This is a genomic window from Krasilnikoviella flava, from assembly GCF_900167525.1.
Taxonomy (GTDB): Bacteria; Actinomycetota; Actinomycetes; order Actinomycetales; family Cellulomonadaceae; genus Isoptericola; species Isoptericola flavus.
The window spans coordinates 93422-109376 of the sequence record NZ_FUZQ01000004.1 but is presented as its reverse complement, the minus strand read 5'-3'; the positions used below and the strand labels follow the sequence as shown (position 1 = coordinate 109376).

Sequence of the window (15955 nt, the reverse complement as noted above, 5' to 3'; positions counted from 1 at the left end):
GCACGCCAAGGCTGGTTTGTTGAGAACGCGGAGGCATGCGTGGTCAAGGCGACGGAGACGAACTTCGCGGGCGTGCTGGAGGGCAAGAAGCAGTATCAGGTCCCCCTCTATCAGCGCACGTATGCGTGGGGGAAGAAACAGCTCGACCAGCTCTGGAACGACATCGTCGAGCTGGCTCAGGCGCGGCGCTCCGACCCGGCCGCGACGCACTTCATCGGGTCGCTGGTCCTCGCCGCCAGCCCGGACTTCGCCGTCGTCGGCGTCGCGAAGCTCCTCGTCGTCGATGGTCAGCAGCGGTTGACCACACTCACCTTGCTCCTTGCGGCGCTCCGCGACCATCTCATCGAGACAGGTGACCGGGACCGCGCTGACGGCGTGCACGCGCAGTATCTCGCTAACGTGTACGACAAAGGCAAGCCGTCAAAGGTCCTTCCGACACAGGCTGACCGCCCCTCCTACCTCGCCGTCGTGCACTCTGCGCCGGAGGCCGGTGGAGGCGACGCGGTGGGCGAGGCGTACAACCACTTCCGGGCCAAGATCGCGGCGGCCGATGACCCGGACGATCCTCACGACCTCGAAGAGATCGAGAACGCGGTCGTGCGCGGCCTTGCCGTCGTTGTCGTCACGGCAGAGCCCGGTGACAATGCGCATCGTATCTTCGAGTCGCTGAACAACACCGGCCTGCAGCTCAACCAGTCCGACCTCCTTAAGAACTACCTGTTCATGCGGCTCGGCGAGAGGGCAGACCTCGTCTACGAGAACGTGTGGCTGCCGCTGGAGAAGAAGCTCAGCGCCGACAACCTCGAGCTCCTCTTCTGGCTGGACCTCGTCCAGACCGACGAACGTGCCAAGCAGTCCGACACGTACGTCGGCCAGCAGAAGCGGCTCGAAAAGCTGAGGACGGCCCAGGAGATCGAAGACGAGGCCGTCCGTATCGCCAAGCTCGGCGAGGTGCTCGCGACCATCCTGGATCCCTCCCGTGAGGAGGACGCTGAGATTCGCCGGCGTCTTCACAGGATCAAGGCCTGGGGTTCGACGACGGCGTACCCGGTCGTGATGCGACTCCTCGACCGCCGCTCTACGGGGGCAGCGACCGCAGAGCAGGTGGCCCGCGCTCTGACCTGCCTTGAGTCCTATTTCGTGCGCCGCATAGTCATCGGGCGGGCAACGGCCAGCCTCAACCGCACGCTCCTGCAGGCGGTCGGTGCGATCTCGGGCGACCAGTCGGTCGACGCGGCCTTGCGTGACTATCTCTCCCGGGGACGAAAGTACTACGCCACCGACCGGCAGGTGCGAGACGCAGCCGGCATGGTCCCGTTCTACTGGCAGGGACGCGCCGCACAGAAGAAGCTCATCCTGCAGTGGATCGAGGAATCGTACGGCTCCAAGGAGCCCATCGATCCGACCAAGCTCACGATCGAGCATGTCCTTCCCCAGACGCTCACCGAGGCCGTCCGGGACGACTTCGCGGCGGGGCTCCCCGATGATGCCGATATCACCTACGAGCACGAACGCATCGTTCACACGTTGGGCAATTTGACCCTCAGTGGCTACAACAGCGAGCTCAGCAACAAGGGCTTCGCGGCCAAGCGACGGATGCTCGCTGAGAGTGGCCTGCGGCTGAACCGGGAGGTTGCGGCCCACAGCACGTGGGGCCAGAAGGAGATTCTGGCGCGCGGCGCGGCTCTTGCGGAGAGAATCATCGAACTCTGGCCCGGGCCGGACGAGAACCTCGTCGGTGCCGCGGAAGCCGAACCATCCACGACGAGGGCGGCGGTAGCGTCGATCGTCGCGGAGATCCCGTCAGGTAGGTGGACCACCTACGGCGAGGTAGCCATCGTTGCGGGGACCTACCCTCAGCCCGTCGCTGCCATCATCAGTGCGCACCCGATGGCCAACGCGTGGCGAGTCCTCCAGGCCGGGGGATCCGTCTCGCCTGGCTTCCGTTGGTACGAAGCGGAGCGCAAGGATGACCCCGTCGAGTACCTCAAGTCTGAGGGCGTGACGTTCGATGAGGCGGGTCGGGCCTCCGCAGACCAGTTCATCGCAGCCACGGAGCTGGCGGCACTCGTCGGACTCGACATCGACCAGGGCGGCCGGCGGGCCAATGGCCAGGCAGTCGGTGCTGCAGCGAACAGCGACCTGAGCGCTCAGCAGCAACGCTTCTTCACGCTCGTCCGCGACCTCGGCGAGGCCAACAGCACCCTCGTGCAGTCCTGGCCCAAGGCGCCACCGCGCTATTGGATGGACGTGAGCATCGGGTCAAGACGCGCGCACATCAGTTTGACGGTGAGCTCGCGGGCCCCGACTGCTGACTGCGAGCTGTACATCGTGCATGACAAGAAGCTCTTCGCCGCACTGTACGCCCGCAGAGCCGAGATCGAGGAGGCGGTGGGTTCACCACTCGAGTGGCTGGAACTCCCGACGAAGAAGGCGAGCAAAGTCATCGCGCGGGGCGCGGGGGACTTTCGCGACCCCGATCAGGCCCCGCAGCTCGCTCAGTGGCTCGTCATGATGGCGGAGAGGTTTGCGGCTGTCTTTCCTCAATACCTGTGAGGCTCCGAACGACGAGGGCCAGACCTCTTCCCCAGCGGTCACATCGTCCAGTCTGCGTGTGCCTCCATCGGTCCCCTGCACTCGGCCGTCCCGCCCACGCGCACCCAGCCGACGTCCACCTCCGTCCGGGCGAGCACGTCGCCGTCGTCGTCCAGCGCACGCAGCATGATCGAGCGCGGCGAGGAGAAGAGCGTGAAGGTCCACGTGTCGCCGTCGTGCGACGTCGGGATCGCGGGCACCTCCGCGTCCGGCGGATACGGCGGCTGCCACTGCTCGCCGTCGCGCACCTGGAGGACGGCCACCTCGGACGTGTCCACCTCGAGCGTCACCTGGAGCAGGCTGGAATAGCCGATCGCCGGGCATGCCTGTTGCAGTCCGGGCACGTCCGGGCGCACGACGGCGGCGAGAACCGTGAGTGCGACGATGCCCAGCGCAGCCACCGTCGCCCAGAGCGGCATGCGTACGAGACGCCGACGCTCTGGTGCCGGAGGCCGGTCACTGGCGGACGGCGGCATCGCTCAGCTCCTTCCGGTGCGGTCCGGTCACCGACATCATGTCGCCGGGCGAGGCGTTCTTGCAGCCGCCGCCCCTCCGCGCCACACACCGTTGACAGTTAGATCTCTAATGGTTAGAGTTCTCATCATGACCGAGCAGCGCATGCCCACCAGCCTCGAGCTCGTCCGCTGGATCGGCTGGGCGCAACGCAAGGCCGGCGAGGACTGGATCCGCGAGCGCGAGATCAGCCACGAGCAGGCCTTCGTGCTCGGCTACCTGGTGCAGAATCCCGGCACGATCCAGCGCGACATCGCCGCGGTGAGCCGCACCAGCGCCGCGAGCGTCACGAGCCTCCTCAAGGGGCTCGAGCAGCGCGGCCTCGTCGAGCGCCGCGCGGCACCCGACAACGCGCGCGTCAAGCGCGTCCATGCCACCCCGGCCGGCGCCGAGCTGGTCGCCGGCTTCCCCGACGCGATGGCCGCCCTCGACGACACGATCCTCGCCCCGCTGGACACGGCGGAACGCGCCACCCTGCAGCAGCTCCTCACCAAGATCGTCGCGGAGCTGCCGCAGCCCACGCGGGACTGACCCGACCAGCCTGACCTGACCTGACCCGACCGACCCGCGCACCCGCGCGTCGGCCACTCCCCCACACCCTGTTCCGCTCCGCCGCGCCGGCGTCCCGTCGGCGTGCGCTCGAGCCTGCCCGACAAGGAGCAGCCGCCATGAGCACCACCGACCTCACTCCCACCGCCCCGTCGTCCGCGGACGCCGTCGGCACCAACCGCTGGTACCTCGCCTCCGCGCCGATCGTCCGCGCCCTCGTGCACCTGTGCGTGCCGATGGCCGCGGCGATGATCGTCGGCGCGGTCTACAACGTCATCAACGCGGGCTTCATCGGCTCGCTCCACGACAACGCCCTGCTCGCCGCGGTCACGCTAGGCACCCCGATCCTCGGCCTCGTCATGGCCGTCGGCGGCGTGTTCGGCGTCGGCGGCGGGGCGCTCGTCTCGCGTCTCCTGGGCGCGGCCGAGAACGACCCCGCGCAGGCCGCCCAGGTCAGGCACGTCTCGTCGTTCGCCGTCTGGGGTGCGGTGATCACCGGCGTCGTGCTCGGCGTCCTCGGGCTGATCTTCCTCGGCCCGCTCGTCTCGCTGCTCGGCGCGGACGCCGCCGCGACGTCGGCCACCACGACCTACGTCGCCGTCATGCTCGCCTTCGTCCCCGTGCTCACGGCGGCGTTCTGCCTGGAGCAGCTCGTCCGCGCCGAGGGTGCCTCGCGTCAGGTCATGGTCGGGCTCATCGCCTCGACGGTGGCGAACCTGCTGCTCGACGTGCTGTTCATCCTCGTCCTGCACTGGGGTGTCGCGGGCGTGGCCCTCGCGACCGGGTTGGCCAACCTCGGCGTCGTCGCCTACTTCGCCACCTGGCTGACCCGGCACAGCGAGCACATGAGCCTCGCGCCGCGGTGGTTCACTCTGTCGGGCGACGTCATCAAGCCCGTGTTCGGCGTCGGCGTCGGCGAGCTGCTGCAGGCGTCGTTCCTCATCGTCACCTCGCTGGTGCTCAACAACCTCGCCGCCGCCTACGGCGACGGGCCGCTCGCCGCGATGGGCGTCGCCGTCCGCATCGCGCAGGTGCCCGAGTTCCTGCTCATGGGCGTGACGCTCGGCATCCTGCCCCTGCTCGCCTACGCCTACGGCAAGGGCGACCGCGGCCGCCTCACGGCCGCGCTGCGGGTCGCCGCCCTCACCGTGGGCGGCCTCGGGGTGCTGTTCTCCGCGGTCGTGATGCTGTTCCGCGACCGGGTGTTCTCGGCGTTCGTCGCGGACCCCGCCGTCCTGACGATCGGCGCGACGATCCTCACCGCACAGCTCGTCGCGATGATCGCCAACGGCTTCGCCGGGCTCATGACGTCGCTGTTCCAGGCGACCGGCCGGGCCACCCCGGCGATCGTCATGTCGGTCTCGCAGGGCGTGCTGTTCATCCCGATCGTGATCCTCGGCAACCTCTGGTTCGGGCTCGCCGGCATCGTCTGGGCGCTCACCGTCAGCGAGGTGCTCGTGTGCCTGATCGGCGCCGGGCTGCTGGTCGCGTCGCGGCGCGCGATCGAGAAGGGCCTCGCCGAGGGCAGCCCCGAGCGCGCCGAAGGGACACTCGAGCAGGCGGAGGCCTGATCACGAGCGTGCGACAGGCGCTGTGCCGTCGACGCCGGCCGGGCTGGACGCAGGGCAGGGCCCCTCGTCAGAACGAGAGCAGGACCTTGGAGGACGACGTGGGGTCGGCCGCGAGCGCGAAGGCCTCCAGGGCGCTGTCGACGGGCACGACGTGGCTCACGACCGACCCCACGGCCAGGGAGCCGTCGGCCATCGCGTCGAGCACGTCGTCGATCTCGTCGTTGAAGCGGAACGAGCCGACCAGGTCGAGCTCTCGCGTGACGACGAGGGACAGCAGCGCGGGCTGCGGCCCGCTCGGCATGAGCCCGACGAGGACGACCGTCGCGCCGCGCGCCGCTCCCCGCACCGCGGACTCCAGGCCCGGCGACGAGCCGGAGCACTCGAGCACGACGTCGGCCCCCACGGCCGCGATCCCCTCGGCCGCCGTCGCGGGCAGCACCTCGTCCGCGCCGAGCGCGCGCGCCGTCGACAGCGCGTGCTCGTGCAGGTCGACCGCCACGACCCGCGCGGCGCCGTGGTGCTTAAGCACGGCGACGGCGAGCGCGCCGATCGGGCCGGCCCCGACGACGAGCGCCGTCGCGCCCCGCACGTCCCCGGCGCGCTCGACGGCGTGCCAGGCCACGGCCGCCGGTTCCGCCAGCGCCGCCGTGCGCAGGTCGAGCCCCGCCGGCAACGGTCGGAGGAGCCGCGCCGGGATCGCGACGACCGACGCGAACGCCCCGTCGGTGTGCGGCACGTGCGCTGCGCTGCCCAGGTAGGAGGCCCCGGGCGAGATGTTCGGTCGGTCGTGCGGGTACTTCTCGGGACCGGTGCCACGGGTGGCAGGGTGCACGGCGACGTCGCTGCCCGCGGCCGGGCCGGTGCCGTCGGCGGCGGCGCGCAGCACCGTGCCCGACACCTCGTGACCGAGGCGCATGGGGGCGCGCAGCACCGACTCGCCGGCGGCGCCGTGCCGCCAGTAGTGCAGGTCCGAGCCGCAGATGCCGCCGTACGCGATCCGCACGAGCGCCTCGTCGGGCGCCGGGGCGGGCAGCGGCTGCTGCTCGACCCGGAGGTCCCCGGCCGCATAGGCGGTGACGGCGGTGGTCGTGGTGGGCAGGTCGGTCATGGTTCTCCTCCGGACGCCGGCTCAGGCGCGCGCGGGCGCGGGCTGCGGGACGTCGATGGCGTTGCGCGGGTCGGTGAGGTCGCGGTTCAGGGTCTCGGGCGCCTTGAGGGCGGCCACGAAGGCGAGCAGCATCGCGAGGGACATGTAGATGGCGACGGGCAGCCACGAGCCGGAGAACGCGGTGACGAGCGAGGCCGCGATGAGCGGGGCGAACCCGCCGCCGAGCACGGCGGCGAACTCGCGGCCGAGGGTGACGCCCGCGTAGCGGTAGCGGCTCCCGAAGAGCTCCGGGAAGTAGCTCATGGTGATCGCGACGCCGCCCTGACAGGCCAGCATGAAGCCGACGATCATCGCGACGTAGATCCAGCCGAGGTGGCCGGAGCTGAGGGCCATGAAGGTCGGGTAGGGGATGACCAGCAGCGCTCCGGCGACGGCGAGGAAGAGGCCGCGGCGGCCCCAGCGGTCGGACAGGGCGCCGAGCACCCAGGCGGCGATGCCGCCGAAGACGGCGCCGACGAGCAGGATCTGCGGGACCTTCGCGGCATCGATCTGGACGGTGTCCTTGAGGTAGGACGCCATGAACACCTGGTAGGTGTACGACTGCACGCTGAAGCCGACCGTCATGAAGGTGACGATGGCGAGCAGCCGCTTGCCGTTGCGGAACACCTCGCGCACCGGTGCGGCGGCCGTGACCTTCGCCTCCTTGGCCTCCTCGAAGACGGGGGTCTCCTGGAGCTTGCGGCGGAAGACGTACGCGGCGATGGTCACGAGGATCGACGAGGCGAAGACGGCGCGCCAGCCCCACGACATGAGCTGGTCCTCGGGCAGGAGCTGCACGAGCGCCCACGCCCCGGCACCCAGGACGGTGCCCGACGCGGCGCCGACCATGACGAACGATGCCATCCGCCCTCGCTTGCCCCGGGGCGCGGACTCGGTCAGCAGCGTCGCGCCGCCGGACTGCTCGGCTCCGGCGCCGAAGCCCTGACCGAACCGGCACAGGACCAGCAGGGCGGGCGCGACGATTCCGGCCTGCTCGTAGGTCGGGAGGAACGCGATGGCCAGGGTCGAGAGACCCATGAGCAGCAGGGTCGCGACGAGGATCCACTTGCGTCCGAGGCGGTCGCCGTAGCGGGAGAAGAAGAGGCCGCCGAGCGGCCGGGCGCAGAAGCCCACGGCGTAGGCGCCGAAGCTGGCGATCACGCCGACGGCGGGCGAGACGTTCGGGAAGAAGATCTGGCTGAAGACGAGCGCGGACGCCGTGCCGTACAGCACGAAGTCGTAGTTCTCGAGGGCCGTCCCGACCAGCCCGGCCATCGCGGCACGGCGCACCTGCGCGCGGTCGGGCTCCGGGGCCGGGGGCACGGCACGGGTCCCGTCGTCGGGGACCGGCGTCGTCGCCGGGGAGAGCGTGTGGTCCATGGTTCCTCCAGGTCGGGCTCCTCCTGCGGGAGCCTCACGTCGTCGTGACGACCGGTTCGGGTCAGTGCGTGTCGGTCAGTGGTCGGTGGAGCGGGCTCCGGTCAGGAGCGACGGGCGGCCTCGGCCGCGGCCTGTGCGGCGGCACACGGGCCGTGGGCCACGATGGTGCGCACCTGCTCGGCCACCCGGGCGACGAACTCGGGATGGTCGGCGAGCTCGTCACCGAGGAGCCCGCCGGGGGCGAGGACCGCCTCGACCAGGCCGTCGGTGCCGCGCGTCTGACGGGCGAGCTCCGCGAGGTGCTCGCGCGCCGGGTCGGTCATCGCGGCGGCGTGCGGTCCGGGGTCGAAGCCGTCGATCGGTGCGACGCAGCACAGCCACGCCGCGACGGTCAGGGCCAGGTGCTCGGGCACCGCGCCCTGGCGCAGGATCCGCAGCGCCGGGGCGGGCACGCGCTGCGGGAGCTTCACGGACCCGTCCGAGCCGACCTGGCTCGTGCGGTGCCCGAGGGCCGAGTTCGACCAGCGGTCGAAGAGCTGGGCGACGTACGCGTCGGCGTCGAACCCGTCCGGCAGCGTGATGCTCGGCAGGTACTCCTCCGCGATCACCGCCCGCGCGGCGCGCTCGACGAAGGACTGCGCCCGCGCGTCGGGGATGGTCTCCCGGCCGTCGAGGGCGCCGAGGTAGGCGATGAGGGAGTGCGTGCCGTTGAGCAGTCGCAGCTTGATCAGCTCGTACGCCTCGACGTCGTCGGAGAAGACCGCTCCCCCGTGCTCCCACGCCGGACGGCCGGCGGCGAACCGGTCCTCCAGCACCCACATGGTGAACCGCTCGGCGGGCACTGGTGCGGCGTCGGCGAGCCCGGTGAGGCGGCGCACCTCGTCCGCGTACCGGGCGGTGGTGGCGGGGACGATGCGGTCCACCATCGAGTTCGGGAAGGTGACCGATGCCGCGACCCAGTCGAGCACGTCCTGCTCGGCCCCGGACGCCGTGAGGAAGTCCAGGACGAGCGCGCGCGTCGTCGACCCGTTGGCCTGCAGGTTGTCGCAGGACAGCACCGTGACGGGCTCGCCGTGCCCGAGCGCACGTCGCTCGAGCGCGCGGGCGACCTGCCCGACCGTGGTCACGGGCGTGCCCGCCGTGCGGGGGTCGAGATCGTGCCGGACGTCGTCGGCGGCGAGGTCCAGCCGCCCCGTGCCGGGGGCGATGCGGTAGCCGTGCTCGGTGACGGAGAGCGTCACGATCCGGGTCGACGGCGCGGCCAGCGCCGCGACCACGGCCGCGGGGTCCTCGGCGGCGACGAGCGTGCCCGTGTGCACGCCCGGCACGGTCACGCTGCTGCCGGACGGGGAGATCTCGAGCACGGAGTACAGGTGGTCCTGGGCGCGCAGCGCGTCCACCACGCGTCGCGACCGGTTCGCGACCCCGAGGATGCCCCAGTCCCCGGGCTCGGCCCGCAGCGCCCGCGCGGTGTAGACGGCCTGGTGCGCGCGGTGGAAGTTGCCCAGGCCCAGGTGCACGATGCCGGTCCCCGCCGGCTCGGCGGGTGCGACGAGGAGGTCGGCGAGCGGGGCGCCGCGCCCGAGCCGGGTCGCGCGGGAGTCGATGGTCGTGGTCATGGGTGTCACCAGTCCGTGAGGGTGCCGTCGAGCCGGCGCGCGACGGGCAGGTACGCGGGCTCGTAGGGGTACTTCGCCGCGAGGGCCTCGTCCAGCTCGACGCCGACGCCGGGCGCGTCGCCGGGGTGGAGGTAGCCGTCGCCGTAGGACCAGGAGTGCGGGAACACCTCGTGCACGAGGTCGGGGTAGCCCATGTACTCCTGGATGGCGAAGGCGTACGTCGCCAGGCCCACGTGGACGCTCGCGCCGAACGACACCGGCGACACGTCGGACGGCCCGTGCGGCGCGCCCTTGACCTGGTACACCTCCGCCAGCGCGAGGATCTTGCGCAGGTGGCTGATGCCGCCCGCGTGCACGACGGCGGTGCGCACATAGTCGATCAACTGCTCGGTGATGAGCTGGTGGCAGTCGAAGACCGTGGTGAAGACCTCGCCGATCGCGAGCGGCGTCGTGGTGTGCTGCCGCACCAGCCGCAGCACCTCCTGGTTCTCGGCCGGGGTCACGTCCTCGAGCCAGAACAGGTCGACGGGCTCGAGCTCCTTGCCGAGGCGCGCCGCCTGCTGCGGGGTGAGGCGGTGGTGCGCGTCGTGCAGCAGGGCGAGCTCCGGGCCGACGTGGTCGCGCACCGCCTGCAGCGCCCGGGGCGCGTGCCGCAGGTACGCCGCGGTGTCCCACGTCTCCTCGACGGGCCCGGCGCCGCGCGACGCGGGCTCGTACCCCGCGACGTCGCGGTGCACCCCGTACACCGTGTCCAGGCCGGGCACGCCGGACTGGGCGCGCACGGCCCGGAAGCCCTGCTCGCGGCGCGCGTCGACGGCGTCGAGCAGGGCCGGCGTGTCCCACGCGGAGGCGTGGGTGTAGGTGAGCACCCGGTCGCGCACGGCGCCACCGAGGAGCTGGTAGACGGGCTGCCCCAGGGTCTTGCCCTTGATGTCCCACAGGGCGACGTCGACGGCGCCGATCGCCGCCATCGTTACCGGGCCGCGGCGCCAGTACGCACCGCGGTAGAGCAGCTGCCACGTGTCCTCGATCCGCGAGGCGTCCCTCCCGACGAGCATCGGGCACACGTGGTCGCGCAGGTAGGACGCGACGGACAGCTCGCGACCGTTCAGGGTGGCGTCGCCCCAGCCCACCACCCCGTCGGCCGTGGTGATCTTGAGGACGACGTAGTTGCGCCCGGGGCTGGTGACGATGACATCGGCCGCGACGATCGTGTCGGTCATGCGGAGGCCTCCTGCGGCTGCGGCGCGACGACGCGCTCGAGGGCCCGGCCCTCGGCCAGGTGGGTGATGTTGGCGGCGATGTCCTGGACACGGCCGAGGAACGTCTGGCGGGTGACGCCGGAGAGGTGCGGCGTCATGAGCACGTTCTCCAGCTCGTGGAACGGCAGAGCGGCCGGGCGGGCGTGGCCGTCGGGGCCCGGGTACGAGTACCAGACGTCGACTGCCGCGCCGTGGATCGTGCCGGCACGGAGCGCGTCGTAGAGCGCCTGCTCCTCGACGACCGGCCCGCGGGCCACGTTCACGAGCACGCCGCCGGGGCCGAGCAGTCCGAGCTCGCGCGCGCCGATCATGCCGCGGGTGCGGTCGTCGAGCGGCACGCTGACGACGACGACGTCGGACTCGGCGAGCAGGCGGGGCAGCTCGTCGGTCGTGCCGGCCCAGTCGAGCCCGGCGGCCTCGGCGTCGACGCGGCCACTGCCGGTCACGGCGCGCCCGGAGGCGCCGAACGCCGACATCGCCTGCCAGCAGGCCGACCCGATGTGGCCGAAGCCGACGAAGCCGACGCGGGCCGCCCCGAGGGTCTGGACCTGCGGCAGCCCGCGGTCGTAGACCGACGAGCGCCAGCGACCCTCGCGCAGCGCCGCGTCGGCGAGGCGCAGGTCGCGGCGCAGGTCGATCGCCGCCCACACGGCGTACTCCGCGATCGAGCCCTCGTGGTGGAAGGTGTTCGCGACCGTGATCCCGGGGCGCAGGGCGGCGGGGTCGACGCGGTCGGTGCCCGCCCCGGCGACGTGCACGAGGCGCAGCCCGGGGGCGGCCTCGGCCATCTCCGGGGTCAGCGCCGGGCCGACGAGGACGTCGGCGGTGCGCAGCGCGGCGGTCAGCTCGTCGGCATGGACCCCGACGGCCCACGACACCTCGGTGCCCGCCGGCAGGAGGCCGACGAGCTCGTCGCGGAGCGGGAGCAGGTTCGCGTCGGTGACGACGACGCGCAGGGCGGCGCTCATCGGCGTGCCCCCCGCGGGTCCCAGCCCGGGGCCGGCGCGGTGGACTGGCGCACGACGAGCTGCGTGGGCAGGTGCACCGTCCGCGGGCCGGTGTCGGGCTCGTCGTCCTGCGCGAGCAGGCCGTGCAGCAGGTCGATGCTCAGCACGCCCGCCCGCGACATCGGCACCTGGATGCTGGTGAGCTGCGGCTTGGCGACCGACGCGAGGGTCGTGTCGTCGATGCCGATCACCGACAGGTCCTCGGGCACGCTGAGCCCGAGCTGGGCGGCGCCCTCGACGATGCCCAGCGCGACCAGGTCGTTGTGCGCGATCACGGCGGTGGCGCCGGTGGCGACCACGCTCGCGGCGGCGGCGTTGCCGCCAGCCATGGTCTCGGCGTGCCAGCCGAGCACGTCGAGCTCGACGTCGTGCTCCTCCGCCAGGCGCCGTGCTGCCGCGACGCGGTGCTCGTTGGACCAGGAGAGCTGGTTGCCCTGCACGTACGCGACGCGCTCGTGACCGAGCACGCGCAGGTACTCGATCGCCTGGCGCAGCCCGTGCTCGGTGTCGGCGAGCACGCTCGGCACCTCGTCGGAGTCCCGGTTCACGAGCACCAGCGGGGAGTCGCCGCAGAGCTCGACGATGTCGTGGGCGGGCAGCCGCGGGGAGCAGGCGATGAACCCGTCCACGCGGCCGTGCAGCTCGCCGAGGATCTCGCGCTCGCGGTCGGGGCTGCCGTCGGCGTCGGTGAGGACCAGCGTCTGACGGCGGTACCAGCCGTGCGCCTGAGCGGCCTTGACGAACGTCGCGATGATCGGGTTCGCGAGGTCAGGGACGACCATCGCCACGGTGGTCGAGCGCGTCGGGCGCGTGGCGTTGCGCTGCCGGCGCGGCGAGGACGCGACGTAGCCGATCTCCTCGGCGGCCCGGACGACGCGCGCGAGCGTCTCCTGCGCGATGCGGTCCGGTTCGCTGAACGCACGCGAGGCGGTGGAGAGCGACACCCCGGCGCGTTGGGCGACCTCGGTGAGGGTGGGAGCCACGATGGTCCGTCCTTCGGTCGACGACGACTGACGAACCAACCTTGTGCAAGTTGTGCAACATTGTCAAGCCTTGCACAAGGCTCGCCCGCCCCGCCGTCGTCATGCTGGCCGGCTGGTCTCCTGGTGACGTCGGGGTCCTGCCCAACAGATCGGTAGGGCGAGAGCCTGGTGTCGCCGAGGGCGCGACCGGTCCGGGCCGAGATTTCACCCGTGTCCACCGGAACGGCGCAGCGCGCCGTCCGTGATGCTGTGGCCATGTCGAACACTGCAGCCAGGGACGGCCGGGCGACGGCGCCCACTCCCCACCGCGAAGGACACCCTGCGACGCGCGGTCCGCGAAGGCAGCCCGGGTCCGGAGGCGGTCGTCGCACGGCCCGCCTGACGGCGTCCGGCGCGGCCGGCGCGGCCGGCGCACTGGTGCTGGCCGGCCTGGTGGCGGTCGGCCCCTCGGCGACGGCGGCGCCCGCACCCGACTGTGCGCCACCGTTCCCGGTCTCCGACCTGGTGAATGGGGCACCGGTGAACGGGCTGACCGTGAGCAAGGGCACCACCCCGCAGGCTTTCACCGGCGAGGTGCTCGGCGTGCTGTCGGACGGCATCGGCCCCGACCTGGACATGATCGTCGCCGAGCTCCGCTCCCCGGCGATCGACGCGGCGGGCGGCATCTGGCAGGGCATGTCGGGGTCGCCGGTGTACGCCGAGGACGGTCGGCTGATCGGCGCCGTCGCGTACGGCCTCGCCTTCGGGAGCTCTCCCGTGGCCGGCATCACGCCGTACGAGGACATGCAGGGCTACCTCGGCGCCGCGAAGGCCGCCCCCGAGGTGGCGGTGGGCTCGCGCATGGCGACGCGGATCGCCGCCGAGACCGACGTGACGCGGACCGAGGCCTCCCAGGGCCTGCGCCAGCTGCCGATGCCGATGGGCGTCGGCGGGGTCGACCTGGCTCGCGCGCGCACGGCGGTCAAGGCCGTCGGCGGCAGCGAGCTGGTGACAGCGGACTCCTACCGGATCGGCCGGTCCAGCGGCAGGACGGCCGCCGGCATCGACACCGTGGTCGCCGGTGGCAACGTCGCGGCGGTGCTCTCGCACGGCGACATCACCCTCGCAGGCATCGGCACCGCGACCTCGGTGTGCGGCGACCGGGTGGTCGCGTTCGGCCACCCGATGTCCTTCACGGGCAAGGCGCGTCTGGGCCTGGCGGCCGCCGACGCCGTCTACGTCCAGAAGGACCCGCTGGGCGTGCCGTTCAAGGTGGCGAACCTCGGCGACCTCGGTGGGACCATCACCGACGACCGTCTCGCCGGGATCGCCGGCACCTTCGGCGCGTCCCCGACGGCGGCGCCGGTCAGGTCGACGGTGTCCTACGGCGGCAGGTCGCGTACCGGGACGACGCAGGTGCTGCACCCGTCCGCCCTCGGGGACGTCACCCTCCTGGCCGGCGTCGCGAACCACGACCGGGTGGTGGACGGGGTCATCGGCGGTTCGGAGACCCATTCCTGGACGATCACCGGCACCCGCAGCGGGAGCGCGTTCCGGCTGCGGTACGCGGACCGGTACCAGGCGGCCGAGGACGTCGGCGCCACGGGCGGCTTCGACCTCGCGAGCGTCGTCGCCACGCTGTCGTCCCTGTCGGACGTCAAGCTCACCGGGGTGACCAACGACGTCAAGGTCAGCGACACCGGCATGCGGCACCGGGTGGTGAAGATCCAGCAGCGCACGGGCGGGCGCTGGGTCGACGTGACCGGCAAGACCGCGAAGGTCCGTGCCGGCAAGACCCTGGTGCTGCGGACCCAGCTGCTCGGCTCGGACGGCATCACGCGGTCGGTCTTCCGCCAGGAGTTCACGATTCCCAAGAGCCTCAAGGGCAAGAGCGGTGTGGTCACGGTCGTGGGCGGCAACACGTACCAGGACGAGTTCTACGGCCCGACGTCGTTCGCCTCCGTCCAGAAGCTGCTGCAGGGCAACCTGCGCAACGACGAGATGGAGCTGAGCCTCGTCATCGGCGGCGGCAAGTCCGCCTACGAGCGGACCCGGACGTCCGACGTCCTGACCCGCGTCGTGAACGGGCAGAAGCAGCTGCGGGTCAGCGTGACCTCCTGAGGACGAACTGGCGTGGGGGCCGCTCAGACGACGGCCCCCGATGTGACGCGATGGCTCCCTGGAACGACGGACCTCGGATCGATGCCCGCCGCGGCGAGCGCGATCACCGCCCCTGCCAGCTCCTCGAGCTGCCGTGCGCGACCGATGCCCCCGATCCGGTGTGCGGTCGCTCCCAGGCTGCCGACGAGCCCTGCAACGGTCGGCACTGCGTCCTGGTCGTCGGTCGCGAAGGGCACCGTGACGCCCGTAGCAGGCCCAGACCACGTCTGCGCCGGGTGCAGGTTGAGCGCCTTGACGACGACGGCACCGGGCGCCGACGAGGCGATCGCCTGCGCCGCCGAACCGGCGGGAAGGAGGTGCTCGCCGACTCCGTGCGCTACGGGGTTGGTCGGGTCGATGACCACGGTGTCCGCGAGGGTGCCCCGTGCGGCGCCGACCGCGTCCAGGACCTCCGCGATGCCGGTCCAGGAGATCGCCAGGAGGACGGCGTCGACGTCATGGACCGCGTCCGACAGCGAGGTACTCGACGCGCGAGGGCCGAGTCGCGCGGCGATCTCGTCCACCTTCGGGCGGGAGCGTCCGCCCAGGACGACGTCGTGCCCCGCTGCCGCCCAAGCTCGTGCAAGCGTGCTCCCCAGCGCGCCCGTCCCCAGGATTCCGATCCGCATTCGACGGCCTCACGCTTCTCGATTCGACCGGCGCCGGGATGACGCCAGGACACGACCCTAGGAACGGCGTTGCGCACCGAACGGTGCGTCAGGAGGACGCAGAGTGGGCACATGACCACGGCGGACCACGATTTCGTCGCCGACTGCCGCGTGCGGGCGGCGACCGACGTCCTGGCTCACCGATGGGACCCGGTCGTTCTCGCTGCCCTCGGCGAAGGCCGAGCGCGGCGCGTCGATCTGAAGGACAGGATCGGCGGGATGCGGGACAAGCCGCTCACCGAGTCGCTCGCCCGCCTCGTTCGCTGGGGTCTGGTCGAGCGCGAACGCCACCGTGAGTCGCCGCCGAGGGTCACGTACGGACTCACCGCCCTGGGGTGGACCATGCACGACGGGCCTCTGACCGCCCTCGCCGCCTGGGCTGTCGAGCATGGCGACGAGCTTCTGCGGGGCGAGGGCGAACCCGTCGCGGACCCATAGCCTCGGCGTCCAGCCTCACGAAGACAGAGAAGAGGCCCGGACCTGCGAAAACTCGCAGATCCGGGCCCCTGACCAGGCGACCGG

General features: G+C 72.0%; 13 protein-coding genes. 5 read left to right on the top strand and 8 right to left on the bottom strand.

Annotation, left to right across the window (positions count from 1 at the left end):
• Positions 1-39: 39 nt before the first annotated feature.
• Positions 40-2556 (top strand): DUF4268 domain-containing protein, encoded by a 2517-nt coding sequence (locus B5Y66_RS11430; protein WP_079574633.1) that lies wholly within the window; start codon positions 40-42, stop codon positions 2554-2556.
• Positions 2557-2594: 38 nt separating this feature from the next.
• Here B5Y66_RS11430 and B5Y66_RS11425 read toward each other — a convergent pair whose 3' ends face one another.
• Complete coding sequence (locus B5Y66_RS11425) at positions 2595-3014, bottom strand: hypothetical protein (RefSeq protein ID WP_079574632.1); 420 nt, start codon at positions 3012-3014, stop codon at positions 2595-2597.
• Between the two features lie 184 nt (positions 3015-3198).
• Here B5Y66_RS11425 and B5Y66_RS11420 point away from each other — a divergent pair, with 184 nt between their 5' ends.
• Both B5Y66_RS11420 and B5Y66_RS11415 read left to right on the top strand, forming a co-directional pair.
• A complete protein-coding gene (locus tag B5Y66_RS11420; RefSeq protein WP_079574631.1) occupies positions 3199-3639 on the top strand; it encodes a MarR family winged helix-turn-helix transcriptional regulator in 441 nt (146 codons plus the stop codon).
• A 137-nt stretch (positions 3640-3776) separates the two neighbouring features.
• Positions 3777-5228: an MATE family efflux transporter gene (locus tag B5Y66_RS11415; protein WP_079574630.1), complete on the top strand. Its 1452-nt coding sequence runs from the start codon at positions 3777-3779 to the stop codon at positions 5226-5228.
• Positions 5229-5295: 67 nt separating this feature from the next.
• Here the strand turns inward: B5Y66_RS11415 and B5Y66_RS11410 are convergent, their stop codons facing one another.
• The 6 genes from B5Y66_RS11410 to B5Y66_RS11385 all read right to left on the bottom strand — a co-directional run bounded on the left by B5Y66_RS11410 (position 5296) and on the right by B5Y66_RS11385 (position 12626).
• On the bottom strand, positions 5296-6336 hold the full coding sequence (locus B5Y66_RS11410; RefSeq protein WP_079574629.1) for a zinc-binding dehydrogenase: 1041 nt from the start codon (positions 6334-6336) through the stop codon (positions 5296-5298).
• A 21-nt stretch (positions 6337-6357) separates the two neighbouring features.
• Positions 6358-7755, bottom strand: coding sequence for an MFS transporter (locus B5Y66_RS11405; RefSeq protein WP_079574628.1), 1398 nt, complete (start codon positions 7753-7755; stop codon positions 6358-6360).
• Between the two features lie 101 nt (positions 7756-7856).
• Positions 7857-9374 carry a mannitol dehydrogenase family protein gene (locus B5Y66_RS11400; RefSeq protein WP_079574627.1) on the bottom strand — a complete coding sequence of 506 codons (1518 nt, stop codon included), beginning with the start codon at positions 9372-9374 and terminating at the stop codon, positions 7857-7859.
• A gap of 5 nt (positions 9375-9379) precedes the next feature.
• The gene (gene manD, locus B5Y66_RS11395; protein WP_079574626.1) at positions 9380-10597 is read right to left on the bottom strand and encodes a D-mannonate dehydratase ManD; all 1218 of its coding nucleotides are present in this window, start codon (positions 10595-10597) and stop codon (positions 9380-9382) included.
• Positions 10594-11604: a 2-hydroxyacid dehydrogenase gene (locus tag B5Y66_RS11390; RefSeq protein WP_079574625.1), complete on the bottom strand. Its 1011-nt coding sequence runs from the start codon at positions 11602-11604 to the stop codon at positions 10594-10596. The genes manD and B5Y66_RS11390 overlap by 4 nt, the downstream gene beginning before the upstream one ends.
• Complete coding sequence (locus tag B5Y66_RS11385) at positions 11601-12626, bottom strand: LacI family DNA-binding transcriptional regulator (protein ID WP_079574624.1); 1026 nt, start codon at positions 12624-12626, stop codon at positions 11601-11603. The genes B5Y66_RS11390 and B5Y66_RS11385 overlap by 4 nt, the downstream gene beginning before the upstream one ends.
• Before the next feature lie 519 nt (positions 12627-13145).
• Here B5Y66_RS11385 and B5Y66_RS11380 point away from each other — a divergent pair.
• Positions 13146-14726, top strand: coding sequence for a SpoIVB peptidase S55 domain-containing protein (locus tag B5Y66_RS11380; RefSeq protein WP_176168851.1), 1581 nt, complete (start codon positions 13146-13148; stop codon positions 14724-14726).
• 23 nt (positions 14727-14749) lie between these two features.
• Here the strand turns inward: B5Y66_RS11380 and B5Y66_RS11375 are convergent, their stop codons facing one another.
• Entirely contained in the window at positions 14750-15394 is a 645-nt protein-coding gene (locus tag B5Y66_RS11375) for an NADPH-dependent F420 reductase (protein WP_079574622.1), read from the bottom strand.
• Between the two features lie 111 nt (positions 15395-15505).
• Here B5Y66_RS11375 and B5Y66_RS11370 point away from each other — a divergent pair, with 111 nt between their 5' ends.
• Positions 15506-15871 (top strand): winged helix-turn-helix transcriptional regulator, encoded by a 366-nt coding sequence (locus tag B5Y66_RS11370; RefSeq protein ID WP_079574621.1) that lies wholly within the window; start codon positions 15506-15508, stop codon positions 15869-15871.
• Positions 15872-15955 lie beyond the last annotated feature (84 nt).